This window comes from Gordonia sp. w5E2, assembly GCF_036540975.1.
In the GTDB taxonomy this organism is placed as follows: Bacteria; Actinomycetota; Actinomycetes; order Mycobacteriales; family Mycobacteriaceae; genus Gordonia; species Gordonia jacobaea.
This window is the reverse complement of record NZ_CP144213.1, coordinates 2,409,707-2,432,367: the sequence shown is the minus strand read 5'-3', so window position 1 is coordinate 2,432,367 and position 22,661 is coordinate 2,409,707. Positions and strand designations below refer to the sequence as shown.

The following is a 22,661-nucleotide window of genomic DNA, read 5'->3' as shown; positions in this document are numbered from 1 at the left end:
CGGCACAGACGGCCGACACGGCGCAGGTCAGGTCGCGCTGATGACCCCGGCGGAAAGCAGACCGATCACGACGAGGCCGAGGGCCACGCGGTACACGCCGAACCAGTTGAGCGAGTGTCCGCTGACGAAGCGCAACAGCCAGGCGATGGAGATGTAGCCGACGACGAAGGAGATCAGTGTGGCCACCGCGAGTTGTGCGCCCGTGGCCTCCATACCGTCGCCCGAGGGGTGGAAGGCGTCGGGGAGACTGAACAGCCCGGAAGCGAGTACCGCGGGGATCGCGAGCAGAAACGAGAAGCGGAAGGCGGCCTCGCGCTCGAGCCCGAGGAACAGACCTGCGCTTGCCGTCGCACCCGAGCGTGACACGCCGGGCACCAGGGCGAGGCACTGCGCGAGACCCATGACGAGGCCGTCGCGCAGGGTGAGCTGCTCGATCGACCGCGACTGTGTTGCGACGCGTTCGGCGAGCCAGAACACTCCCGAGAACACGATCAGGACGATCGCGGTGATCCACAGGTTGCGCGCAGCGGTGCGGATCTCGTCCTTCAGCAAGAAGCCGATGATGCCGATCGGAATGGTCGCGAAGATCACGTACCAACCGATCCGGTAGTCGAGGTTGCGCTCGTGTTTGTTGAACAGTCCGCGGAACCAGGCGGTGATGATGCGGCCGATGTCGCGGGCGAAGAACACGAGAACCGCAGCCTCGGTTCCGAGTTGGATCACAGCGGTGAACGACGCTCCGGCGTCGCCACCGAACATCAGTTCCGAGGCGATGCGCAGGTGGGCCGACGATGAGATCGGAAGAAACTCGGTGAGGCCCTGGATGATTCCCAGCACGATCGCCTGGGCCCAGGTCATGGTCTCGGTCACGGGCGACGATGCTACCGGTCGTATGCGACGCGCGAGCGGCACACCGGATGTGATCCGGCGAACGGTCACGCTGACCTGTCGGCGGGCGACCGATGTGCGTCGCGCAAGATGGTTGCATGCGCTCACCCCGGCTTGTCGATACCGCTCACTCTGCTCGCCGACGTTCGGCGCCGGTCTGGGGTATCGCAACGATCGTGGTCGCGACGATGGTGCTGGCGGGCTGCGGATCGTCGGACGATGGCGGCGGCAAGAAGGAAACGGTGGCGCCCGCGACCGCAAGTGCCGCCCCCGCCGGACCTGCCGCCACGCCTGCGGGCACGGTTGTGCCGACGCCGCCGGGAAGCACGCAGCTGGCTCATTCGGGCAACTCGCTGGGTGTTCTGAGCAAAGACGGGACTTCAGTGCTCCGATTGTCGACGGAGGCGATCACCACTCCGCCGAGCACCGTCGCGGTACCCCGGCTCACACGATTGATCGGGGTCGGCGACGGCGCATTCGTCGGTGCGGGGCCGGAAACCCTGGTGCGCATCGCTCCCGACGGAGCCGTGACGTCAGCGCGAACCTCGGTGTCGGAGCCCACCGCGCTGGCTCGCACGACGGCCGGACAGATCCTGGTGGGCACGGCCAACGGTCACCTCGTGGTCTTCGACGCCGCATTCAAGCAGAGCCGCGATATCGGCGGATTCGTCGGTGTGGATCAGATCACCGTCTCCCCCGTCGGCGCCGACCTCCCTGACGAGCAGGTCGTCGTGCTCGACAAAGCGCAGTCGTCTGTCACCCCGGTCAACATCTCCACCGGCGAGTTCGGTGCGGCGCTACGCGCGGGCAACGGCGCCACCGAGGCGACCGTCGACCACTACGGGCGAATCCTGGTGGCAAACACACGCGACGACGAGATCGTCGGATTCTATGGAGCACCGCTGGTGATGCGATTCCGCTATCCCGTGCCGAACGGACCGTACGCCGTAGACTACGACGACACCCGCAATCTCCTTTGGGTGTCGACGACGGCGAACAACGAGGTGGTGGCGTATGACCTTGCCGGTGGTGAACCCGTCGAGAAGCATCGCTTCGCCGCGGTCGCCCAGCCCGACGCCCTCACCGTCGACGATGCGTCCGGCACCGTTTACGTGCTGTCGGCCCGCGACGGCGGCGTGCAGGTCGTCAGTCCGCCGTATACCCAAGGGGCACCTGTGAGCAGCCCCACTGCCGCGCCGGGCGAGGCGGGACGCTGATGTCGACGCCCGGTCATCACCGGCTCCCCCAGCATCACCGCACCAGCGCACGTATCGGTGCGCGCTATCCCCGCGGATGGGAAGTGACGTCCGAGGACTACGAGACGATGTTGATCAAGCTTCCACCGGACATCACCAGGGTGACGGCGTCGATGCGTCTGTCACTCGAAGCCGAGTTCGGGGGCTGGGAACTGTCGCGAGTTCGGCTGTATACCGATGGCACCCGAAAAGTGTTGCTACGACGCAAAAAACCGCCACGGGGCCGAAGTGGCGAGCAGTTCGGCGGAAGTGCCGAGGCATGCTGACCCGCGTCAACCGGGTCCTGTACCCGGTCGCGCTCAAGGCGATGTTCCTTCTCGCCCCCGAGCGCATCCACTCGATCATCATGGCGTCGATACGCACCACCAGCAGGCTGGGCATCGCGCGGACCCTCCTCGCGCGACTATTCACCGTTCCCGACCCGGTGCTGCGCCAAGAGGTCTTCGGTGTCACCTTCCCGGCGCCCCTGGGACTGGCAGCAGGTTTCGACAAGTCGGCCGCAGCGGCCGACGCGTGGGGGCTTCTCGGCTTCGGGTACGCCGAGGTCGGCACCGTCACCGGCCAGGCCCAGCCGGGCAATCCGCCACCGCGGCTGTTCCGGCTCCCCGCCGACCGTGCGCTGATCAACCGCATGGGATTCAACAATCCCGGCGCGGTGGCAGCGGCTGACAATCTCCTGGCGGCCAAGGGGCGGGGTATCCCCGGTCCGATCGGTGCCAACATCGGCAAGACCAAGGTGGTGCCGCTCGACGGCGCCGTGGACAACTACCGGGTCTCGGCTCGACTACTGGGCCCACACGCCGATTTCGTGGTGGTCAACGTGAGTTCGCCGAACACCCCGGGGCTTCGCGACCTCCAGGCCGTCGACTCACTGCGGCCGATCCTCGCCGCGGTACTCGACGAGGTGTCGGTACCGGTACTCGTCAAGATCGCCCCCGACCTCGCCGACGCCGACATCGACGCGGTTGCCGATCTGGCCGTCGAACTCGGACTGGCGGGCATCGTCGCGACGAATACGACGATCTCGCGTGACGGACTCACCACTCCGGCAGACGAGGTCGAGGCGATGGGTGCGGGCGGACTTTCCGGCGCACCGCTCGCCGATCGGTCGCTGGAGGTGTTGCGCCGCTTGTACTCTCGCGTCGGCGGCAAGCTCGCCCTGATCAGCGTCGGCGGTATCGAGACGCCCGATCAGGCATGGGAGCGCATCTGCGCGGGCGCCGATCTGTTGCAGACCTACACCGGCTTCATCTACGGGGGGCCGGTGCGACTACGCGAGATCCATGAGGGACTCGCAGCCCGCGTGCGCGCCGCCGGATGGAACAACATCTCCGAGGCGGTCGGCAGCGCGGCACGCGGCTGATCGTCGAGTCAGACGTTCTCGGCGGGCTGTTCGTACGTCCCGATGATGCGCGCGCGTCCGATCGCGTGCGAGAACAGGTTGAATCCGAGGTACGCCGGCGTCGCGTTCTCGGGCAATTCGAGCGACTCGACGTCGACGGCGTGCACGACGATCATGTACCGGTGCGGGCCGTGTCCGGGCGGCGGCGCAGCTCCGACGAACCGCTTGAGCGAGGCGTCGTTGGCCAGGGTGACCGCTCCCGCGGGAAGACCACTCCCGTTCTCATCGCCTGCATCCTCGGCGAGACTCGTCACCGATGCAGGGATGTCGGCGACGGCCCAGTGCCAAAAACCTGCGGCAGTCGGAGCGTCGGGGTCGTAGACCGTCACAGCGAAACTCTTTGTCTCCGAGGGAAATCCAGACCACGAGAGCTGTGGTGAGGCGTCGGCGCCGCCCGCGCCCATGATTCCGCTGACCTGCGGAGTTGCCAGCGGTGCGCCGTCGGCCACGCTCTCCGACGTCAGCGTGAACGTCGGCAGGTTCGGCAGGTCTGCGTAGGGGTCGTACGAGGTCATCGAACACCTTTCTCTCGCGAGTACGGCCGGTATGGCCGAGCGTGCTTGGACTCGTTCGCGAGTCTAATCCGCAGCGCTCGGAGCCCGAGATGCACTTTCACGTCCCGCCGTCGGAAGTTGTGTAGTAACTTTCAGTTGACCACTTGGTCAACTTTGGGAGCCGGGCACTCCGATCTCCCCACAACACCTCTGGGAGCAGCACATATGGGCCGTCTCGAGGCCGCGACAACCCACTCGGGCGCAGTCGCGTCGTCACAGCCGTGGTCGACCGACCCCGACGGGTATTACGCGGGAATCGACGCGGCGGTGCGTGATGCGGGACTCGACGCGCCGACCCTCGCACTGGATCTCGCCGCGCTCGAACACAACATCGCCGACCTGACCGCCCGAGCGGCTGGTGTGCCGATTCGGTTGGCCAGCAAGTCGCTTCGAGTCCGATCGATCATCGACGACGTCGTCGCGCGCGATGGGTTTGCGGGACTCCTTGCCTACGATGTCGCCGAGGCGCAGTGGTTGGCCACCGAGTCGAACATCGACGACGTGCTCCTCGGGTATCCGTCGGTTCGACGTGCCGCTCTCGCCGACCTCCTCGCCGACGACGTCGCACTGACGCGCGTCACGCTTCTCGTCGACGACGTCGCGCAACTCGACGTCATCGACTCCGTCGTCTCGCCAGCACACCGTTCGGCGGTTCGCGTGGCCATCGACCTCGACGCCTCGTTGCGACTGTTCGGCGGTCGCGTCCACCTCGGTGTCCGACGCTCCCCTGTGCACGATGCAGACGCCGCCCTGACGCTGGCCCGTGCGATCGTCGCACGTCCGGGGTTCGCGCTCGTCGGCGTGATGTCGTACGAGGCTCAGGTTGCGGGAGTCGCCGACGACGTCGACGGCAAACCGTTGATGAACAGGGCGACCCGGGCGATGCAGCGCGTGTCGATGCTCGAATTGCGACGACGACGGGGCGCGATCATCTCCTCGCTGCGCGAGCTCGCCGACATCGAGATCGTCAACGCGGGCGGAACCGGCTCGCTCGAAGAGACCGCGCGCGACGGGTCAGTCACCGACATCGCCGCGGGCAGTGGACTTTTCGGCGGTCATCTGTTCGACGGATACCGACGCTTTCAGCCCGCTCCCGCGTTGATGTTCGGTCTCGACGTGACGCGCAGACCCGCGCCGAAGATCATCACGTGCGCGGGTGGCGGATGGATCGCCTCCGGCCCACCCGCGCCCGACAGGCTCCCGCGTCCGGTGTGGCCCGCGGGTTTGTCCTACGTCGGTACCGAGGCCGCAGGCGAGGTGCAGACGCCGCTGACCGGCGACGCCGCGTCGACGCTGGTGCCGGGTGATCGAGTGTGGTTCCGCCACACCAAGTCCGGCGAGGTGTGCGAGCGCGCCAGGACAGTTGCTCTGATCGGACGTGACCAGAACGGACAGGCACGCGTCGACGATCTCGTTCCGACCTACCGAGGGGAAGAAAAGTGCTACCTGTGACAACACAGACGCGCACGCAGTGGCGCAATTGGAGTGGAAACCAGTCGGCCACAACGGCAGTCGCGACACCCGACAGCGTCGACGCCGTCGCGCAGCTCGTCGCGACAGCAGCGGCCGACGGGACACGCATCAAGCCGATCGGCTCCGGGCACAGCTTCACCGCCATCGGCGTGCCAGAGGGCATTCAGCTCGACATGTCCGCGCTGCGCGGGGTGGTCGGCGTCGACGGGAAACGGGTGACGTTGCGTGCGGGCACCCGGCTGCACGAGATCCCTGCTCTGCTCGCCCCTTACGGGCTCGGAATGCGCAATCTCGGCGACATCGATCGCCAGACGATCACCGGGGCAACGTCGACGGGTACACACGGAACCGGTCTGCACTTCGGCGGGATCTCGACGCAGATCGTCGGCGCGAAGATCGTCACCGGTACCGGCGACGTCGTCACTCTCACCGCCGACGATGACGAATTGCGCGCTGTCGCTTTGGGATTGGGTGCGCTTGGGGTCATCGTCGAGCTGACCATCGAATGCGTCGACGCATTCAGTCTCCGCGCTCACGACGAGCCTCTCGACCTCGACGATGCGGTCGGCGGCTTTCTCGACCGCGTCGAATCCTTCGACCACCACGAGTTCTACTGGTTCCCGCACACTCGTCGCGCGCTGGCCAAGACCAATACAAGGCTTCCCGCAGATGCGACGCCAAGTGGGCCGGGCTCGGTGCGTAGATACATCGACGACGACCTGATCAGCAACAAGGTCTACGGGGTTGTCTGCGAACTCGGACGGCGGGTTCCCGCAGTTGTTCCGACGCTCAATCGGGTTGCGAGTCATGCGCTTTCGGAGCGCACGTACGTCGCACCGTCGGCAGAGGTCTTCGCGTCGATCCGCGATGTGCGCTTCCGCGAGATGGAGTACGCGGTCGAACTGCCCGCTGTGGCGGAGGTACTCAACGACATCGAGAAGCTCATCCCACGCAAGGGATACCGCGTCAGCTTCCCGGTGGAGGTGCGCGCGGCCGCCGCCGACGATCTGATGCTCTCGACAGCGTCGGGACGTACCACCGGCTACATAGCGGTCCACCGCTACCACCGTGACGATCCCGCAGACATCTCGGCGTTCTTCGCCGACGTCGAGGAGATCATGGTTGCCCACCACGGCAGGCCACACTGGGGCAAGCTACACACTCGCGACGCGGAGTACTTCCGCGCTGTGTACCCGCAATTCGACGATTTCCTCGCGGTTCGGGACAAGTACGACCCCTCGCGCGTCTTCGGCAACGACTACCTGCGGCGAGTGCTCGGCGACTGATCGCGCTGACGCGTCGCAGCTGAACCGTAGGTCGGGGGACCGCTCAGCTGTGATGCAGGAAGTGCTCGAACACCTGCGTGCCGAACAGGACCGAATCCACCGGGACACGCTCGTCGACGCCGTGGAAGAGCGCGGCGAAGTCGAGCTCGGGTGGCAGGCGCAGCGGCGCGAAGCCGAAGCACCTGATTCCGAGCTTGGCGAACGCCTTGGCGTCGGTGCCGCCCGACATCATGTAAGGGACGGTCCGACCGTCCTCGTCGTAGGCGAGGATCGCGTCATTCATCGCGTCGACGAGGTTACCGTCGAATGTCGTCTCGTAGGAGTCAAGGTGGGTGATCCATTCCCGTCGGACGTTGGGGCCGATCAACTCGTCGATCTCAGCCTCGAATGCCTTCTGGCGCCCGGGAAGAACGCGGCAATCGACGACGGCCTCGGCCTTCTGCGGGATGACGTTGGCCTTGTAGCCGGCCTTGAGCATGGTCGGATTGGCGGTGTCGCGCAGTGTGGCACCGAGGATCCGGGCGAGGCTGCCCAGTTTGAACAGGGCGGTCTCGAGGTCGGGTGTGTCGGGACCGAGATCCCAACCGGTCTCCTCGGACACCGCCTGCAGGAACTCGGCCACCGAATCGCTGATCACGAGAGGGAATTCGTGGTTTCCGATTCGCGCGACCGCGGAGGCGATCTCGGTGACAGCATTGTCGGAGTGCAGGAACGAGCCGTGGCCCGCAGTGGCTTCGGCGGTGAGCCGCATCCACGAGAGCCCCTTCTCGGCCGTCTCCACCAAATAGAGACGACGCTGCGTGCCGTCCGGGCGGTCGACGGTCAGTGAGTAGCCGCCGACCTCGCCGACTGCCTCGGTGATGCCCTCGAACAGGTCCGGCCGATGCTCCACCAGCCAGTGAGAACCCCACGTCCCGCCGGCTTCTTCGTCGGCAAGAAAGGCGAAGACCAGTTCACGCGGCGGCACGGTGCCGTCGCGTTTGAACTGGCGGGCCAGTGCCAGCGCCATCCCCGCCATGTCCTTCATGTCGACGGCGCCGCGGCCCCAGATGTAGCCGTCGGACACCGACCCCGAAAACGGGTGGACACTCCAGTCGGCAGGCTCTGCGGGCACGACGTCGAGATGCGCGTGCACCAGGAGCGCACCACGGTCGGAATCAGGCGGACCGGCGAGCCGCGCGAACACGTTTCCGCGTCCCGGTCGCCCCGACTCGACGTACTGAGTGGTGTACCCCACCTCTTCGAGCATCCCCGCTACCCACTTGGCGCAGTCCTCCTCGCCCTTCGTCGTCTCGGGCTCTCCCGTATTGGAGGTGTCGAAGCGGATCAGTTTGCTGACGATATCGACCACTTCGTCGACGGCTTTGATGGTCCCGGCGGTGTTCTCAGGCTCCGAAGTCACCCCTCACTCCTACGGGATTTGGGATACGGGGGCAACCTCGGTTAGTGTTATCCGGCCCGGTGCGGAACGGAGAAATCCGCGAGACACCGAAGCACCGAGTCCGAGTGGCGGAATGGCAGACGCGCTAGCTTGAGGTGCTAGTGCCCTATTAACGGGCGTGGGGGTTCAAGTCCCCCCTCGGACACCGCGAGAATCCCGGAGAGCATTGCTCTCCGGGATTTTTTTCGTTGGGCGGCCGGGCTGGGGCAATCGAGCCGTGCTGGGTCGTGTCGGGAGATCGCGAGTACAGATGCTCAAGCCAGTCTCCAGCGTGGAGGACCGGCGACAAGATCTGCACGGTCGGTCCAAGTGCCTGCGACTGAATGTTTTCCGTGTCGGCGCCGTCGCGCATTGCTGTGGCGCAGACAAGAGACTCGCGCCCGCTTCCCGCCGCACCGCCGGTCATTACTCAACCGGCGGGGGTCGACACCGCCGACGTCAGTAGCCGGAGTCCGGTGACCGGTTCGCGCTCGCGTTCACCCGGTCCCGCACCGTGAGGTAGTACTCCCGTTGCGCCGGGTAGTAGTCATCGAAGTCGATGTCGGCCGGGTCCGTTCCGGTCACTACCGCTGAGAGACGATCCAGGTAGTACTCCCACCCCGGTCCGGTGCTTTCGATGATCTCCGGGTCGTGGACGATCTGACTGAGCCTCAGCGTCGTGATGCCACTGTTCTCGTCCAGCTCAAGGATCAGATCCCACGTACCGGCATCGTCGGTCGTGTGCACCTGAAGGACATGTGGCGGCTCGCAGCGTCGAATGTCGTAGCGCACCGGGGTCATGTTCTCCTCCCCCTCGGCGTTCATCGTGAAGGCGACGTGACCCTCGTCGGGGTCGCCGTCGAAGAAACCGATCCAGCGGGCGAGTCGATCGGACTCGGTCACGGCGGCCCACACGTCGTCGACGGCGGCGCGGTAGGTACGGGTGAACTCGACCACGTCGCCATCTCGGCGGACGCGGTGCCGGCCGCTGGGTATGGGTGCATTCGTCATCCTGACTCCTGTATCTGGTGGGATGTGACGTCGGGTTCGGCAGTGTGTCGGCTGGACCTGTCTGGGCTTGCGGCCCTGCGTCTTTCGCGTCGGGTTCGGTACACCTCGGTGTTCAGGGCGTCGAGTGCCGACTCCGCGATCGGCACGCGGGAGGCGTCCGCGGCGTCCCCGGATCCGAGGTCGGACAACAACTTCCTCACCTCGAGCAGTGGTGTCGGGTCGAGTCGGTAGTGACGTTCCCGGCCCGTCGTGGCGGCCTCGACCAGGCCGGCCTCGGCGAGCACCCGTAAGTGTCGACTCACCGCGGGCCGCGAGATCGGGTGACGGGCGGCGAGCAACCGTTGGATGTCGACGACTCGTTGCGGGCCGTCGACGAGGATCCGCAGGATCCCGCGACGCACCGGGTCGGCGATTGCGACGAAGACGGACACTCATAAATGGTAACTGACTAGTTACCAAATGTCGGGTGTCTTTGTGGAAGGGGCAGCGAGCGGCGACTGCCATGGGGTGGCGATGTGCAGGCCGATGCGGTGAGTGAGGCGTCCGAGCAGTATCGCCGAGAGCTGACCGGGTACTGCTATCGCATGTTGGCGTCTCCGTTTGATGCTGAGAACGCGGCGCAGGAGACGATGATGCGGGCGTGGCAGCACGCCGATCGATTCGACCCCGCCAAAGGCTCTAACCAGTCATGGTTGTACAAGATCGCCACCAACGTGTGTTTGGACGCTCTGCGCGGCTTTCGTCGACGGACCCGCTCGATGGACCTGAGCGGGCCGCGTGAGCCGGGTCCCGACATCGGCTCGGCACTGCCTGAGGACCATTGGGTGCTGCCGATCGCCGATCGCCATGTGCTGCATGATGACAACGACCCACTGTCGGTCCATCTGCAGCGCGAAATCGCTGCGACTGGCGTTCGTGGCCGCTCTGCAACGGTTGACGCCGATGCAGCGAGCGACGGTGATCTTGCGCGACGTCTTGGGCTGGACTGCCAAGGAGGTCTCGGTCCTGCTCGAGTGCTCGAGCGGGGCGGTAACCAGTCTCCGACGAGCACGCGCCCGGCTGGCGGAGGGCCCCGTGGGCGCCGACACGGTCGATCTCGCCGAGGTCGACCGGGCCGGCTTGCTGTAACGATCACGTCCCGCCGCCGACGACGAACTACCACGCTGTGGCGCTAAATGTTTGGCAACTATCGCCACGGAGAACCGTGCCGCCGTCGCGTTATCGGCGATCACGAGCATCCTTGGCACCTCGAGTTGTTCAACGCCGCAACGCTGGACCGAAAAATGGGTGGTCGGGACTCGGCGAGACGCGTGTCCACAAGGTCGAAAAATTGTTCGAGAATTCCTCGACGCTGTCGGTATTGTCGGGTAATGTAGAACACATATTCGACGCGACGTGGGGCGGGGGTGGCGGCACGTGAACAGCAACAGCAATGGCGTTGGGGCCGGTGGTGCGCCTTCGGCTTTGGCTACCGCTGCGGTGGGGTCGGCGGATGCGGTGGTGGCGGAGAAGCTGTCACGTCTTGCCGCGGTGCTGGATGAGTTGGCTGCCGTCGATGTGTCGTTGGTGTCGGACGCGGCGCTGGTGGAAGCCACCGTGGAGGCCGAACGCCTGGCGTTGCGGACTGCGGGCGCTGTCACCGATCGGTTGATTGTGGAGGCCTCCGACCGGGACCTGCCCCGCGCGTTGGGTTTCCGCGATGTTCGCAATTTCATGGGGCATGGTCTGCATATTGGTGATCCGGCTGCGCGGCATCGGGTGATCGCTGCGACCGGGTCGTTCACCACGATCTGCGGCGACCGACTGCCACCGTCGTGTCCCACCCTGGCCGGCTATGTCGTAGAGGGTCGGGTCGCGGGCGCGCACGTGCGTGCGGTGTTGGAGGTGTTGGAGGCGATCCCTAGTGAGGTGTCGGCCGAGACGAAAGCTGCCGCCGAAGCACAGATGGCCGGCTACGCGGTCCAGTTCACGCCCGCCGAAATCACCAATTTGGGTTCACGATTGTTGGCGCATCTCGATCCTGATGGCACGCTGACCACCGCGAAGGACCGCAAACGTCGACGTCGCCTGTGGGTGAACCGACAGAACGCGCAACTCATGTCACGGTTGACTGCCGACCTCGATCCGATCGCCCGCGCCCGACTCGATACGGTGCTCGACTCGTGGGCCAAACCCGGCATGAACAACCCGGATGATCCGGAGTCGCCTGTCGGTCCGATCACCACCGCTAACGCCGAGCAGGTCGCGGCAGCTGCCCTGCGTGATGAACGCTCACCCGCGCAACGCAACCACGACGCCTTCTCCGCACTCCTGCAGCAAGTACTCGAATCAGGGATGTTGGGCAACACTCACCGCGGGTTACCGATCCAGGTGATCGTCACCACCAGCCTGCACGAACTCGAAGCACAGGCAGGGATCGCACAAACCACGTCTGGAACACTGCTGCCCATCCAAGACGTGATCGAGATGGCCGCCTCTGCCGGTGCCAGCCAGTATTTGGCGGTGTTCGGTGAGCACACCAGCGTGCCGCTCTACCTGGGGCGGTCGAAGCGAATCGCGTCGCTGGGACAACGACTCGCCTCCTTTGCTTCACCCGGCGGGAAAATGTGTTCCGCCCCCGGCTGCAACCAGCCCGCTTCACGGGTGCAGATGCATCACGCAGCCAAAGACTGGGCCGACGGCGGACTCACCGACATCGACCAGTTGGTTCCCGCCTGCGATGTACACAACCGGCGGGTCGGCTCGAAACCCGGCCAATTCACCACCCGCATGATCACCGAAGGCCCCGACACCGGACGCGTTTCGTGGCGACTCAACGCCAAGCCCGGTATGCCGGAGAATCCCGAACGCATCAACCGCATCGCCGACGTCAAAGCCGACTTCCACGACTACCTCACCGCCGAACACTCCAGCAATCAAGCCGCAACCGCGGCACGCGCAACCGGGACGGGCACCGACGCGACAGTTACCGAGATCGGCGCGCGGGGCCCGGGTACAGCGGACGCCGAGATCGTCGCGGACGCAGTGGGCGCCTGGATGGAGTCGCCGCCGTCGATGCCAGGTGCGCCGAGCGTGAATGAGCAGACGTTGACCGGCATCGAGCGCGCGCTGGTCGGCAGGATGCCTGTCGGCGATACCCCGCCCCTCAGCAGGCGGGTCGACATCCGATGGAACCTCCCCAGGCCACTCGAACTCGACCCCGAGCCGCCCACAGACCCCAACCCGCCCACAGACCCGGACGCGCCAACCGGTCCGGCTCCACCAGGCGACCCCAACCGGCTCGGCGGCGCCGACCCACCGCTGGCCGACGCAGCCTGACCAACGGTCACCTGACCGACGCGCCAACCCCTAGCCTGGGCGAACCGTCGAATCCGGTTGTGCCGCAACCCGTCCACACCCCGCCACCACACGCCGGTGGCGGGGCAGGCGTGGTTGCTCGGTCGGTCGCCCAGCCTCGCACGCCACGCCCCTGCTGCCGCTAGTTCGGCGACGCGGCGAGGAGTTGGCCCCGCGGATACGGCAGTTCGATGCCATGTTCGTCGTAGGCACGGAGGATCTCGCGGCGCAGTGTCCGCTGAACCTTCCACTGCGAGTTGGGCTTTGTGGTGACAGTCATCCTCAGGATCAGTTGATCGGCAGAGAGTTCCTGCACGCCGAGCATGTCGGGTTCGCCGGTCACGTGCTCGGAAAGCGCATCCGACTCCACGGCCGCGTGCGCAGCGGCGAGTGCCACTTCCTGCGCCCTGTCGACATCCGCCGTGAGCGCGACGGGCAATTCGACGCGGGCTACCGCGTACTCCTGGCTCATGTTGCCGACGCGCGCGATCTCGCCGTTGCGGACGTACCAGAGCGTGCCGTCGACGTCGCGCACCGTGGTGATCCGAAGACCGACCGATTCGACCTCCCCGACTGCCTCGCCGAGATCGACGATGTCGCCGACCCCGTACTGGTCCTCGAGCAGCATGAAGATTCCCGTCACGAAGTCGCGCACGAGATTCTGAGCACCGAATCCGATTGCCAGACCGATCACACCGGCTGAGGCGATGAACGGCGCGATATTGACACCGAGTACGGACAGGATCGCCAGCACCACCCAGGTGAGCAGCACGATCGACACAACGGACTTCAGCACCGATCCGATGGTGCGGGCACGTTGCGAGCGCCTCTGGTTGATCACTGCCCTGCTGGCGCCAGACGGTGCGCGGTCACGCAGGTGGCGTAGGAGCAGCGGCATCGAACCCTCTCCGGGTCGACGTCGTGTGACGCGGTCGATGAGCCGGCTGCACACGAACCGGGCCACCAGCGCGACGATCACATACCCGACGATCCTGATCGGGTTCTCGATCAGCCATTCCCGATTTGTCTCCGTCCATTCGAAAGCCGTTGTGTACGTTGCCATGAACCCGACCGTACGTATTCGTTGCGAATCCATCAGAATTGTGTCGTGACCCAGCGACTGTTCTTCGACTGCGACACCGGTATCGACGATTCGGTCGCACTGCTGTACCTGCTTGCCCGCACCGACGTCGACATCGTGGGGATCGCGAGTACCGCAGGGAACGTGCCGGTCGACGTCGTCGCCGCCAACAACCTCGCCTGGCTGTCGCTGTGCGAGCGAGGCGAGATTCCGGTACATCGCGGACCCGACGGTCCGCTCGTCGCACCACTGATGACCACCGAGGACACACACGGACCGCTGGGCGTCGGATACGCGGAGTTGCCCACATCTGATCTCGTCGTCGCCGACACCGACGCACCAGACGCCTGGCTCGACGCCGCGCAGGCGCACGACGGGGAATTGGTCGGGCTGGTCACCGGGCCACTCACGTCGCTTGCCACCGCGATACGACGCGACCCGAGCCTGCCACGACGACTTCGGCGGTTGGTCATCATGGGTGGCGCCTTCCATGTCCACGGCAACACCACGCCCGTCGCCGAGTGGAATATCGCCGTCGACCCGGAGGCCGCAGCCGAGGTCTTCGCCGCGTTCGGCGTCGACGGCGCACCTGCCCCGATCGTCTGCCCGCTCGATCTCACGGAGACCGTCGCACTTCTCCCCGACCACCTGGTTCGACTCGCGGCCGCGGCGGGCAGCACTCCTGTCGAGTATCCCGATCCGACAGACGAAGCCGGCATCCGATCGGTTGCCGACAATCCGATCGTGCGTCACCTCGTCGACGCAATGCGTTTCTACCTGGAGTTTCACGACGCTCACGACGAGGGCTACCTGGCTCATCTGCATGATCCGTTCGCCGCGATGGTCGCACTCGACCCCGCGATCGCCGACACCCTGCCCGCCCAGGTCGGTGTCGAGCTCACCGGAGCCCTGACCCGTGGGATGACCGTCGCCGACGAGCGTGGCATGTGGGGCGGAACCCCGAATGCCCGTATCGCAACAGCAACCGACGTCGACGCCGTGTTCGATCACCTCATCGAGACGATCGCCTCGCTCGCCCGCCAGATCGGCGGTTCGGCGTAGCGTCGACGAGGTGACGACACTCGGCTACCAGATCCCGAACTTCACCTACCCCGACACAGCACCCGACCAGCTCTTCCCCACCATCGCCGCGCAGGCCGTCGAAGCGGAGAACTCCGGGTTCGACACCGTTCTGGTGATGGACCACTTCTACCAACTGCCCATCCTCGGCGCCCCGGACGAGCCGATGATCGAGTGCTACACACTGCTCTCCGCACTCGCCCAGCACACCTCGCGGGTGCGTCTGTCCTCTCTGGTCACCGGCAATACCTATCGGAACCCGACGCTGCTGGCGAAAAGCGTCACCGCGCTCGACGTCGTGTCGGGTGGTCGTGCTCAACTCGGGATCGGGGCCGGGTGGTTCGAGTTCGAGCATCAGTCGCTGGGCTTCGAATTCGGTACCTTCACCGATCGATTCGAGAAGCTCGAAGAAGCACTGCAGATCATCCTGCCGATGTTGCGCGGCGAGCGGCCATCACTCGACGGCAAGTGGTACCACGTCGAAGAGGCAATCAATTCTCCTGCGCCACTTTGCCGCATCCCGGTGATGATCGGCGGTGGTGGCGAGAAGAAGACGTTACGGATGGTCGCGCAGTACGCCGACGAGTCCAACCTCATCGCCGCACCCGAGGATCTGCCGCGGAAACTCGACGTCCTTGCCGCCCACTGCGATCGGCTCGGCCGCGATCGGTCGGAGATCACGGTGACCGCGCAGACCTCGGCCTGCATTGCGCCCACCGAGGAGCAAGCCACGGCCGAATTCGAGGCGTACCTCGCACGGAATCCGGCCGCAGAGGTTCGTCGAGCGTCGACCATCGTCGGTAGTCCCGAACAGGTCGCCGCGCGCTTCTCCGCTCTGCTGGAGAGCGGAATCGACGGCGTGACGGTCAACTCTCCGGCCAATGGGCATGTCCCCGGTCGCGTGACACTCCTCGGCGAGACCCTGGCGCCCCTCATCGGTTGAGCGGAGGGGCCGGGACGAATCCCGCCGACAGCATCGGCGTCTATTCCGGCGGCCCTCTTATTCCGACGTTTCGTCGTCCTCGACGTGGTGGTCGAGGTTGACGGTTCCGGTGCGCCAGTACCCGTCGACCTTGACGCAGTCCTTCGGCCGACCGAGCTCGCGTCGCAGATGGCGTCGAATCGGCTTGAGCGACAACGCTTCTCCGGCGAACCAGCTGTAGAAGTTGCCTTCGGGGAGGTCTAACTCCTCCACCGCGCGCAGGAGGTTCGTGCCCCTGCCCGACTGATCGGCGCCCCGGTGGACGAAGTGCACCCGGGCGTTCGGGCGCTGAGGAAGGTCGATCTCCGTCTCGGGTCCGGTGACCTCGGCGAAGGCGATGACCTGCTTGTCGTCGGGTAGCTCTTCCAGCCAGCGCGCGAGAGCGGGTAGCGCGGTGTCGTCGGCACCGAGCAGGTACCAGTCGTAGCCGGTCGGATAGATGTGGGAGCCGCGCGGACCGAGCATTCCGAGTCGATCGCCCGCAACCGCGCCTCCCGCCCATTTTCCGGCGACGCCGTGATCGTGCAGCACGAAATCGATGTCGAGGACGCCGCTCTCACGGTCGAAGGCCCGAATGGTGTAGTCGCGATAGATCGGGAACTTGCCCTCGGTCGGCAGCCGCATACCTTCGGCGCCGACGCCGGGCATGACTATCTCGCCACTTTCGGGATCCGGGAAGAACAGCTTGATGTGGTCGTCGGGTGCCATGTGCACCACGATGAAGCTCTCCGGTGCGCTGATGGAGAACCGCACTCGACGCATGTCCGGACTCAAGTCGATGGTCTCGACAACCTCGACCGTGCGCGGCAGCAGGTCGTACATGGTCAACTTGATCTCGGTCGCGTGAGGCCTAATATCCTGCCCCTGCACGGCATCGATGCCGGTCACGTTGCTCACCTCTCGAAAACTCAAGCGCCAGAAGCGCTATGGCCAACGGGTACGGCCGCCGGCATCGGTTGATTCGATCCGCGACCCACGACGGCGTCGAGGATCTCCCCCGATCGGATGGCCACGTTCGACAGTAGCGTCGACGTGAGTCCGTGTGTGTGTTCTGAGTTGCCCTGTACAAAGATCTGCCCCGTGATCTCCGGGGAGGTCTGCAGTCGGTACGCACGGTCGAGTACGGGTCGGCCGTGTTGATCGGCCGCACAGTGGGCAGCGAGATCGCCGAGCATGTCCGCGACAGGGGTCGGCTCGAATCCGGTTGCGAATACGACGGCGTCGCAGTCGAGATCGATTACCTCGCCCGTTGTGCGATGCGCGATGCGCAGGCGTGCGACGTCGTCGGCCTCGTCGAGGTCGGTGACCTCGGTGGCGCCGTGTACGAAGAGGCGGCGATTGCCCGATACGCGCTCGGTGTACTCGCGTCCGTAGAGGTCCTGGATCAGTACCGGATCGACAGCCGAGTAATTCGTGCTGCGGTGGTACTGGAGCAGACGGTCGCGCCACGCCGGTTCGGCCGAGAAGTACTCGTCGACGGCCTCGGCGTCGAAGATGCGGTTGGCATAGGGGCTGTCGTCGGCCGGCGTGTAGCCGAACTTGGAGAAAACGGCGTGCACCTCGGCGCCAGTCGTCTCATGCAGGAAAGCCGCAACCTCTGCAGCGCTCTGACCGGCGCCGATCACGGCGAACCGGTGATGCGTCAGTGGCGGTAGCTTGGCCAGGTTGGGCAGCACGTGATGGTTGTGGAAGACGCGTCGGCCGGCGACAACACCCGCCGGAAGCTTCGCCCGCAGCCCTCCGCCGAGCACGAGATTGCGCGACCGCACGCTCTCGCCAGACGCCGAGGTGATGTCGAATGCGCCGTCGGTGAACGTGACCGAGCTGATCTCGGAGCCGTAGTCGACCGGCACCGACACGCGTTCGGCCGCCCACCGGAGATAGTCGTGGAATTCGACACGCAGCGGGAAGAAGTCCTGACGGTTGATGAAGTGGCCCAACCGGTCATGCTCGGCGAGGTAGCTCAAGAACGAGTACGAACTCGACGTATTACGTTGCGTCACCAGATCTTTGAGGAACGACACCTGCATCGTCGCCCCGGGAAGGAGCATGCCGGGGTGCCACCCGAACTGGGACTTCTTCTCGAAGAACCGTGCCTGGATCTCACCATCGCGTGCCGTGCTGTTGTCGTTGTGCTCCTCGACCGCGATGGCCAAAGCCAAGTTCGACGGTCCGAATCCGATGCCAGCGATATCGAGTTCGGAGTTCCGCTTACTACACACGCGCCACTCCCTAGATCGTCGTGATTTCCGTGGGCCACCGCCGCACGCAAGACTAGGTAAGTCTAACCTAATCCTTAGGTCGGGTTCAGGTACCCCCCGCGAGGCCGGACCCGCACCCATCAGCACACGTCAGCGCACGCCGAATCCGCATCGAACGAGGAGGACGACCGGCATCATGACTCTTTCGACCTCGACAGGGCGCGTGGATGATCCCGACGCTCAGCCCGCCCGCGTCGACGGATCAACCACGCCTGCCGATCATTTCGAGCTTTACGGACTCGACTACCGCTGTTCTGCGAGTGGTGCTGTCGCCTCGTTCAATGATCCCGCACGCGCAGCCGAGTCACTCGCGAGCGGCGAGCACTCAGCGATTGTCGGCGCTTTGGCATTCGACACCGAGGCACCGAGCGCGCTGACCGCGCCCGCACACATCCGCTTCGACGTGCCGACGAGCTCTCGGGCCGCAGCCGTCGCGAACATTCCCGTGCCGAACATCCCCGTCCCGAACGCAGTTGGCTCGACCAACGCACCAGGCCCGGTCGCCGAGGCCCGTGTGGTCGCCGCAGAACCGCTCCGCGAGGAACACCGTGACAGGGTCGCTGCAGCGGTGGCAGTGCTCGCGGACTCGACCAATCCGCTGGCCAAGGTGGTGCTGGCACGAAAGCTGTTGTTGGACACCAGCCCGAGGCTGACACCGGAGTCGTTCATGGCCGCCCTCGCCGCACTGAACCCGCACTCGGGAATCTTCCGCACGGAGCTCACTCCCGCGGGTGATGCCCACCACGGGCGGCATCTCGTCGGCGCGAGCCCCGAGGTACTCATACGACGGCGCGGTCGTCAGGTGAGCGCTCATCCGCTCGCCGGATCCACTCCACGCCATCACGACCCGATCGTCGACGCCGAGCGCGCAGCAACGCTGAACTCGTCGGCCAAAGACCTTGGTGAGCACCGTTTCGTCGTCGATGCTCTGCGGAGCGCCCTCGCGCCGCTGTGCACGCGACTCGACGTACCCGACGCGCCCAGCATCGTGGGCACGTCGTCGATGTGGCACCTGGGAACGCCGATCGTCGGCGAGCTCGCCGATCCGTCGACGACGGCGCTCGATCTCGCAATCGCCGTGCATCCGACACCTGCGGTGTGCGGAACCCCGACCGCCGCGGCCAGGGAGTACATCCTCGCGACTGAAGGCGACCGTGGTTTCTACGGCGGTGCAGTCGGCTGGTGCGTCGGAAATCTCTCTACTGACGAGCGCTCGGGAGCGCTGCGCGGGGCCGACGGGATCACGCCAGGAGACGGCGAGTGGCTCGTCGCTATCCGGTGTGCGGAAATCGACTCGCGCACAGGAACTCTGGCGACCTGGGCGGGTGGCGGTATCGTCGCCGACTCCGATCCCGACGCGGAAGTCGCGGAGACCACGGCCAAGCTACGTACCGTGCTGCGCGCTCTCGGCGCCGACGAGATCTGACTGACCGGCCTCCTGCCGGCATCGTCGCGCGGCGGCCGCGACCATCGGCCCCGCCATCACCGACGTGACCACCGCCATGACGACGACAATCATGTAGGTCTCCTCGCTGAACACTCCGAGACTCAAACCTGTTGTCGCAATGATGATCTCGACGACCCCGCGAGCGTTGAGCCCGCTTCCGACCGCCATCGACTCCCATCTCGACAGACGCGCGAGGCGAGCCCCGAGGTATCCGCCAAGCAGTTTGGCGACGACGGCGACGGTGATCACACCGACTGCCACTCCCGCCACGCCCGGAGAGGCGAGAACTCGCAGATCGACGTGTAGACCTGCCGACGCAAGAAACACCGGCGCCAGCACCGCGGTGGTGACCAACCGCAGCGGCGCCACGACGCGCTCGGGACGTCGACCACAGGCAATCCCGGCGAGCAGCGCCCCGAGGACGGCTTCGAGGTGCAGAGCTTCGGTCGCCGCAGCACCGGCGACCATGGCGATCACCATCACGGCTGCCGACTGTGCGTCGTGGCCACCGGATTCCAACCGACTCAGCACACGCCCGATCACGGGCCGCGCGACGAGCGCAACGGCCACCGAACCGATCATTGCCAGCAGAGTCAACGGAAGGTGCCAGCCGCGCAGCCCCACGGTGACCAGGGCTGAGACAGCAGCCAGCGCCAGCCACGCGGCGAGGTCGGTGAGAGTGCCCGCCGAAAGGATGAGCCGACCGAGTCTCGTCTGCAATAGGTGGAGGTCGCCGAGGATCCGAGCGATCACGGGTATCGCGCTGACCGACATCGCGACGCCGAGCAGAACCGCGAATTCTGTTGTGCTCGTGGCGTCACCTGTGTTCGAACCGTCACCGAGGTACTCGGCAGGCAGCACGAGTCCGATTCCGATGCCGGCGACGAGCGGGATCACGAAAGAGACTCCGCTGACGACGCCGATGGTGCGGGCGTTCCCGCGCAGGAACGGCCCGTCGAGTTCGGTTGCCGCAAGTCCGACGAGTAAGACCACGGCGAGCGTGCCGACCGCGGATATCGCCGTGGTCGGCGCGCCGTCTGCATCGACGACCACTCCCGTGACCTGGGGTGCCACCATGCCGAGAACCGACGGGCCGAGCAGCACACCGGCGACCAATTCGCCTGCCATCGAGGGGAATCCGAGTCGACGCGCGATCGCTCCGCAGACGAGTGCCGCCCCGAGGATCAGCGCCAACGCTGTCAGCATGGCAGGTGCGTGCCGATCAGACGGTCGCGGGAGCCGGTTCGGCCCAGCTCAGTCCATCGGCCGACGGAACGAGTCCGCCGTCGAGCAGTGGCGGTTCGCTTCCGTCGGTACCAACCGCCCCGCGTGCCTGGAACGCGTTCATCTCCTCCATGACGTCACGCACGACCTGCGTACCGAAGAGATGTCCCATCCGCTGGCCCGAGTCGGTGTCCATGCCACCGGTTCGCTCCGCGGCCTCGGTGAGGGCGGCCGTCGACGCCGAGAAGCGCTCGATGATCTGTTCCGGGTCGGTGAGGGCCTGTTCGCCGGAGTAGGCACCCGCGACCAGCGACACGAATGCGGTCATGTCGTTGCGGTCGAAATTGGTGACCTTGCGTGCCTTCCAGAAGTACGAGTCCTCTGACTGCTCCATGTCGTAGAAGGCCGACAAGAACTCGTAGAAGACTGCGTATTCGCGACGGTACCGACCCTCGAACTCGGTGAACGCGCGCTCTTCGGTCATCGCACCCGCCAACACACTGTTGATCGATCGCGCCGCCAGCACACCCGAATACGTTGCGAGATGAACCCCGGTGGAGAACACCGGATCGATGAAGCACGCGGCGTCGCCGACGAGAACCATGCCGTTTCCCCAGAACTGGGTATTGGCATACGAATAGTCCTTGCGGATTCGGATCTCGCCGTAGGTGCCCTCGGTGACGCGGGTGGCGTCGGACAGCATGTCCTTCACGATCTCGCAGCGATCGACGTAGTGCAGCAGCGTCTCTTCCTGTGCGTTGAGAACGTGCTCTGCCTTGTCGCGCGAGATCACGGCACCGACACTGGTCAGCGTGTCCGATAGCGGGATGTACCACATCCACCCCTCGTCGAACGCCGCGCACAGGATGTTGCCGCTGTCCGGCGCTGGGAAACGCTTGCCGTTCTCGAAGTATCCGAACACCGCGACGTTCTGGAAGAAGTCGGAGTAAATCCGTTCTCCGCCCGCATATTTCGACAACCGCGTGGTGTTTCCCGACGCATCGACGACGAACTTGGCGTCGATCTGGTGCTCAACCCGGTCGGCGTCGACGTAACGGATGCCGGTGACCCGGCCGGTCTCGTCGGTGATTGTCCCGTTGACCCTGCTGCGCTGCCGCACGTCGACTCCCTGCTCCGCAGCGTTCTCGAGCAGGATCTGGTCGAACTTCATGCGCTCGACCTGGTACGCGTATGACCCCTCACCCGCAAACTCCGGCGAGATGGCGAACAAGAAGTTCCACGGCACCGGATTCTTGCCCCAGCGGAAACTGCCACCGCGTTTGTGCATGAATCCCGCGTTCTTGATCTTCTCGTCGACGCCGAGGAGTCGGCATACGCCGTGAATCGTTGACGGAAGCAGTGATTCGCCGATCTGATACCGGGGAAACGACTCCTTCTCCAACTGCACCACGCGGTGGCCGCTGCGCGCCAAGAGTGTCGCGACCGTCGAACCTCCCGGCCCGCCGCCGACGACAACGACGTCGGCGGTCTCGCTCACCGGTTGCCCGCTACGAGTGGCGTCGCTCACCGGAGCCCTCCCTCGTTGGCACCGGAAACACTGTCCGCGGTGAGTTCACGAATCCAGGAGCCGACGACCGGGTCAGCGGCCATACTCACCAGATCTGCCTTGTGAGCACCTGCGGCGCGCCAGCGCTCGATCAGTGACATCAGCCGAACCGAGTCGAGACCGACGTCGAGAACGTTTGTGTCATCGGTGATTTCACTCTCGTCAACACCGAGGATGCCAGCAATGTCGGCGATGATCCGTTCTCGGGTGAGTACCGTATTCGTTGTGGCCATGCCGTCCTCTCTCGTGACATGCGGTGAATTGCGAGCATCGCAGCTCGAACTCTGGTAAGCATTGGCTTACCAACATCGACAGCGCAGCCCCGCCCCCGCTTACCGTTTAGGCTAGGGTAGGCTAACTTTTCATGGTTGGCTGCTGTCGTCGATTGCCCGA

At 65.5% G+C, this 22,661-nt stretch carries 21 protein-coding genes, 1 tRNA gene and 1 pseudogene; 12 read left to right on the top strand and 11 right to left on the bottom strand.

Features of this window, described 5'->3' with window-relative positions; genetic code table 11:
• Nucleotides 1-27: 27 nt before the first annotated feature.
• A complete protein-coding gene (locus tag RND64_RS11020; RefSeq protein ID WP_049697529.1) occupies nucleotides 28-870 on the bottom strand; it encodes an undecaprenyl-diphosphate phosphatase in 843 nt (280 codons plus the stop codon).
• A gap of 116 nt (nucleotides 871-986) precedes the next feature.
• Between RND64_RS11020 and RND64_RS11015 the strand changes: the two genes are divergently transcribed.
• The 3 genes from RND64_RS11015 to RND64_RS11005 are packed head-to-tail and all read left to right on the top strand — an operon-like array spanning nucleotide 987 to nucleotide 3,507.
• Nucleotides 987-2,105 (top strand): YncE family protein, encoded by a 1,119-nt coding sequence (locus tag RND64_RS11015; RefSeq protein ID WP_152929981.1) that lies wholly within the window; start codon nucleotides 987-989, stop codon nucleotides 2,103-2,105.
• Nucleotides 2,105-2,410: a DUF5703 family protein gene (locus tag RND64_RS11010; RefSeq protein WP_049697358.1), complete on the top strand. Its 306-nt coding sequence runs from the start codon at nucleotides 2,105-2,107 to the stop codon at nucleotides 2,408-2,410. Before RND64_RS11015 ends, RND64_RS11010 begins: the two co-directional genes overlap by 1 nt.
• On the top strand, nucleotides 2,404-3,507 hold the full coding sequence (locus RND64_RS11005; protein WP_049697357.1) for a quinone-dependent dihydroorotate dehydrogenase: 1,104 nt from the start codon (nucleotides 2,404-2,406) through the stop codon (nucleotides 3,505-3,507). Before RND64_RS11010 ends, RND64_RS11005 begins: the two co-directional genes overlap by 7 nt.
• Before the next feature lie 8 nt (nucleotides 3,508-3,515).
• Here the strand turns inward: RND64_RS11005 and RND64_RS11000 are convergent, their stop codons facing one another.
• Nucleotides 3,516-4,061 carry a YbhB/YbcL family Raf kinase inhibitor-like protein gene (locus RND64_RS11000; RefSeq protein WP_049697356.1) on the bottom strand — a complete coding sequence of 182 codons (546 nt, stop codon included), beginning with the start codon at nucleotides 4,059-4,061 and terminating at the stop codon, nucleotides 3,516-3,518.
• A 204-nt stretch (nucleotides 4,062-4,265) separates the two neighbouring features.
• On the opposite strand from RND64_RS11000, the gene RND64_RS10995 reads away from it, so the two are divergent.
• Both RND64_RS10995 and RND64_RS10990 read left to right on the top strand, forming a co-directional pair.
• Complete coding sequence (locus RND64_RS10995) at nucleotides 4,266-5,552, top strand: alanine racemase (protein WP_049697355.1); 1,287 nt, start codon at nucleotides 4,266-4,268, stop codon at nucleotides 5,550-5,552.
• On the top strand, nucleotides 5,549-6,859 hold the full coding sequence (locus RND64_RS10990) for a D-arabinono-1,4-lactone oxidase (RefSeq protein WP_049697528.1): 1,311 nt from the start codon (nucleotides 5,549-5,551) through the stop codon (nucleotides 6,857-6,859). The genes RND64_RS10995 and RND64_RS10990 overlap by 4 nt, the downstream gene beginning before the upstream one ends.
• A 43-nt stretch (nucleotides 6,860-6,902) precedes the next feature.
• On the opposite strand, the gene RND64_RS10985 is transcribed toward RND64_RS10990, so the two are convergent.
• Nucleotides 6,903-8,261 (bottom strand): M20/M25/M40 family metallo-hydrolase, encoded by a 1,359-nt coding sequence (locus tag RND64_RS10985; protein WP_049697354.1) that lies wholly within the window; start codon nucleotides 8,259-8,261, stop codon nucleotides 6,903-6,905.
• 98 nt (nucleotides 8,262-8,359) lie between these two features.
• Here RND64_RS10985 and RND64_RS10980 point away from each other — a divergent pair.
• Nucleotides 8,360-8,445, top strand: a tRNA-Leu gene (locus RND64_RS10980).
• Between the two features lie 293 nt (nucleotides 8,446-8,738).
• Here the strand turns inward: RND64_RS10980 and RND64_RS10975 are convergent.
• Together RND64_RS10975 and RND64_RS10970 are read right to left on the bottom strand one after the other, a co-directional pair.
• Entirely contained in the window at nucleotides 8,739-9,290 is a 552-nt protein-coding gene (locus RND64_RS10975; protein ID WP_049697353.1) for an SRPBCC family protein, read from the bottom strand.
• A complete protein-coding gene (locus RND64_RS10970; RefSeq protein WP_049697352.1) occupies nucleotides 9,287-9,721 on the bottom strand; it encodes an ArsR/SmtB family transcription factor in 435 nt (144 codons plus the stop codon). Before RND64_RS10970 ends, RND64_RS10975 begins: the two co-directional genes overlap by 4 nt.
• An 84-nt stretch (nucleotides 9,722-9,805) precedes the next feature.
• On the opposite strand from RND64_RS10970, the pseudogene RND64_RS23130 reads away from it, so the two are divergent.
• From RND64_RS23130 to RND64_RS10960, 3 genes and pseudogenes are all read left to right on the top strand, one after another.
• Nucleotides 9,806-10,039 (top strand): annotated as a pseudogene (locus RND64_RS23130) (sigma-70 family RNA polymerase sigma factor); the annotation flags it as partial.
• A 106-nt stretch (nucleotides 10,040-10,145) separates the two neighbouring features.
• Nucleotides 10,146-10,418, top strand: a complete 273-nt coding sequence (locus RND64_RS10965; protein ID WP_053117319.1) for a sigma factor-like helix-turn-helix DNA-binding protein — start codon at nucleotides 10,146-10,148, stop codon at nucleotides 10,416-10,418.
• Nucleotides 10,419-10,706: 288 nt separating this feature from the next.
• Complete coding sequence (locus RND64_RS10960; RefSeq protein WP_053117316.1) at nucleotides 10,707-12,608, top strand: HNH endonuclease signature motif containing protein; 1,902 nt, start codon at nucleotides 10,707-10,709, stop codon at nucleotides 12,606-12,608.
• Between the two features lie 160 nt (nucleotides 12,609-12,768).
• On the opposite strand, the gene RND64_RS10955 is transcribed toward RND64_RS10960, so the two are convergent.
• A complete protein-coding gene (locus tag RND64_RS10955; protein ID WP_200903196.1) occupies nucleotides 12,769-13,689 on the bottom strand; it encodes a mechanosensitive ion channel family protein in 921 nt (306 codons plus the stop codon).
• 45 nt (nucleotides 13,690-13,734) lie between these two features.
• On the opposite strand from RND64_RS10955, the gene RND64_RS10950 reads away from it, so the two are divergent.
• Both RND64_RS10950 and RND64_RS10945 read left to right on the top strand, forming a co-directional pair.
• Nucleotides 13,735-14,769 carry a nucleoside hydrolase gene (locus RND64_RS10950; RefSeq protein WP_049697350.1) on the top strand — a complete coding sequence of 345 codons (1,035 nt, stop codon included), beginning with the start codon at nucleotides 13,735-13,737 and terminating at the stop codon, nucleotides 14,767-14,769.
• Between the two features lie 10 nt (nucleotides 14,770-14,779).
• Complete coding sequence (locus tag RND64_RS10945; protein WP_049697349.1) at nucleotides 14,780-15,730, top strand: LLM class F420-dependent oxidoreductase; 951 nt, start codon at nucleotides 14,780-14,782, stop codon at nucleotides 15,728-15,730.
• A gap of 57 nt (nucleotides 15,731-15,787) precedes the next feature.
• On the opposite strand, the gene RND64_RS10940 is transcribed toward RND64_RS10945, so the two are convergent.
• The gene (locus tag RND64_RS10940; RefSeq protein WP_049697526.1) at nucleotides 15,788-16,657 is read right to left on the bottom strand and encodes a siderophore-interacting protein; all 870 of its coding nucleotides are present in this window, start codon (nucleotides 16,655-16,657) and stop codon (nucleotides 15,788-15,790) included.
• Nucleotides 16,658-16,677: 20 nt separating this feature from the next.
• On the bottom strand, nucleotides 16,678-17,991 hold the full coding sequence (locus RND64_RS10935) for a lysine N(6)-hydroxylase/L-ornithine N(5)-oxygenase family protein (RefSeq protein WP_049697348.1): 1,314 nt from the start codon (nucleotides 17,989-17,991) through the stop codon (nucleotides 16,678-16,680).
• Between the two features lie 175 nt (nucleotides 17,992-18,166).
• On the opposite strand from RND64_RS10935, the gene RND64_RS10930 reads away from it, so the two are divergent.
• On the top strand, nucleotides 18,167-19,456 hold the full coding sequence (locus RND64_RS10930) for an isochorismate synthase (RefSeq protein ID WP_049697347.1): 1,290 nt from the start codon (nucleotides 18,167-18,169) through the stop codon (nucleotides 19,454-19,456).
• On the opposite strand, the gene RND64_RS10925 is transcribed toward RND64_RS10930, so the two are convergent.
• Genes RND64_RS10925 through RND64_RS10915 form a run of 3 tightly spaced genes read right to left on the bottom strand, consistent with a single transcriptional unit; the run spans nucleotide 19,415 to nucleotide 22,501 of the window.
• On the bottom strand, nucleotides 19,415-20,683 hold the full coding sequence (locus RND64_RS10925; protein ID WP_049697346.1) for a cation:proton antiporter: 1,269 nt from the start codon (nucleotides 20,681-20,683) through the stop codon (nucleotides 19,415-19,417). The two genes, RND64_RS10930 and RND64_RS10925, sit on opposite strands and share 42 nt — an antisense overlap.
• Nucleotides 20,684-20,699: 16 nt before the next feature.
• The gene (locus RND64_RS10920; RefSeq protein WP_049697345.1) at nucleotides 20,700-22,229 is read right to left on the bottom strand and encodes a tryptophan 7-halogenase; all 1,530 of its coding nucleotides are present in this window, start codon (nucleotides 22,227-22,229) and stop codon (nucleotides 20,700-20,702) included.
• Entirely contained in the window at nucleotides 22,226-22,501 is a 276-nt protein-coding gene (locus RND64_RS10915; RefSeq protein ID WP_049697344.1) for a phosphopantetheine-binding protein, read from the bottom strand. The genes RND64_RS10920 and RND64_RS10915 overlap by 4 nt, the downstream gene beginning before the upstream one ends.
• Between the last annotated feature and the right edge of the window lie 160 nt (nucleotides 22,502-22,661).

Coding starts and splice junctions, on each gene's coding strand:
- RND64_RS11015 (WP_152929981.1), top strand. CDS start 987: ATGCGCTCACCCCGGCTTGTCGATACCGCTCACTCTGCTCGCCGACGT.
- RND64_RS11010 (WP_049697358.1), top strand. CDS start 2,105: ATGTCGACGCCCGGTCATCACCGGCTCCCCCAGCATCACCGCACCAGC.
- RND64_RS11005 (WP_049697357.1), top strand. CDS start 2,404: ATGCTGACCCGCGTCAACCGGGTCCTGTACCCGGTCGCGCTCAAGGCG.
- RND64_RS11000 (WP_049697356.1), bottom strand. CDS start 4,061: ATGACCTCGTACGACCCCTACGCAGACCTGCCGAACCTGCCGACGTTC.
- RND64_RS10995 (WP_049697355.1), top strand. CDS start 4,266: ATGGGCCGTCTCGAGGCCGCGACAACCCACTCGGGCGCAGTCGCGTCG.
- RND64_RS10975 (WP_049697353.1), bottom strand. CDS start 9,290: ATGACGAATGCACCCATACCCAGCGGCCGGCACCGCGTCCGCCGAGAT.
- RND64_RS10965 (WP_053117319.1), top strand. CDS start 10,146: ATGATGACAACGACCCACTGTCGGTCCATCTGCAGCGCGAAATCGCTG.
- RND64_RS10955 (WP_200903196.1), bottom strand. CDS start 13,689: ATGGCAACGTACACAACGGCTTTCGAATGGACGGAGACAAATCGGGAA.
- RND64_RS10930 (WP_049697347.1), top strand. CDS start 18,167: ATGACTCTTTCGACCTCGACAGGGCGCGTGGATGATCCCGACGCTCAG.
- RND64_RS10925 (WP_049697346.1), bottom strand. CDS start 20,683: ATGCTGACAGCGTTGGCGCTGATCCTCGGGGCGGCACTCGTCTGCGGA.
- RND64_RS10915 (WP_049697344.1), bottom strand. CDS start 22,501: ATGGCCACAACGAATACGGTACTCACCCGAGAACGGATCATCGCCGAC.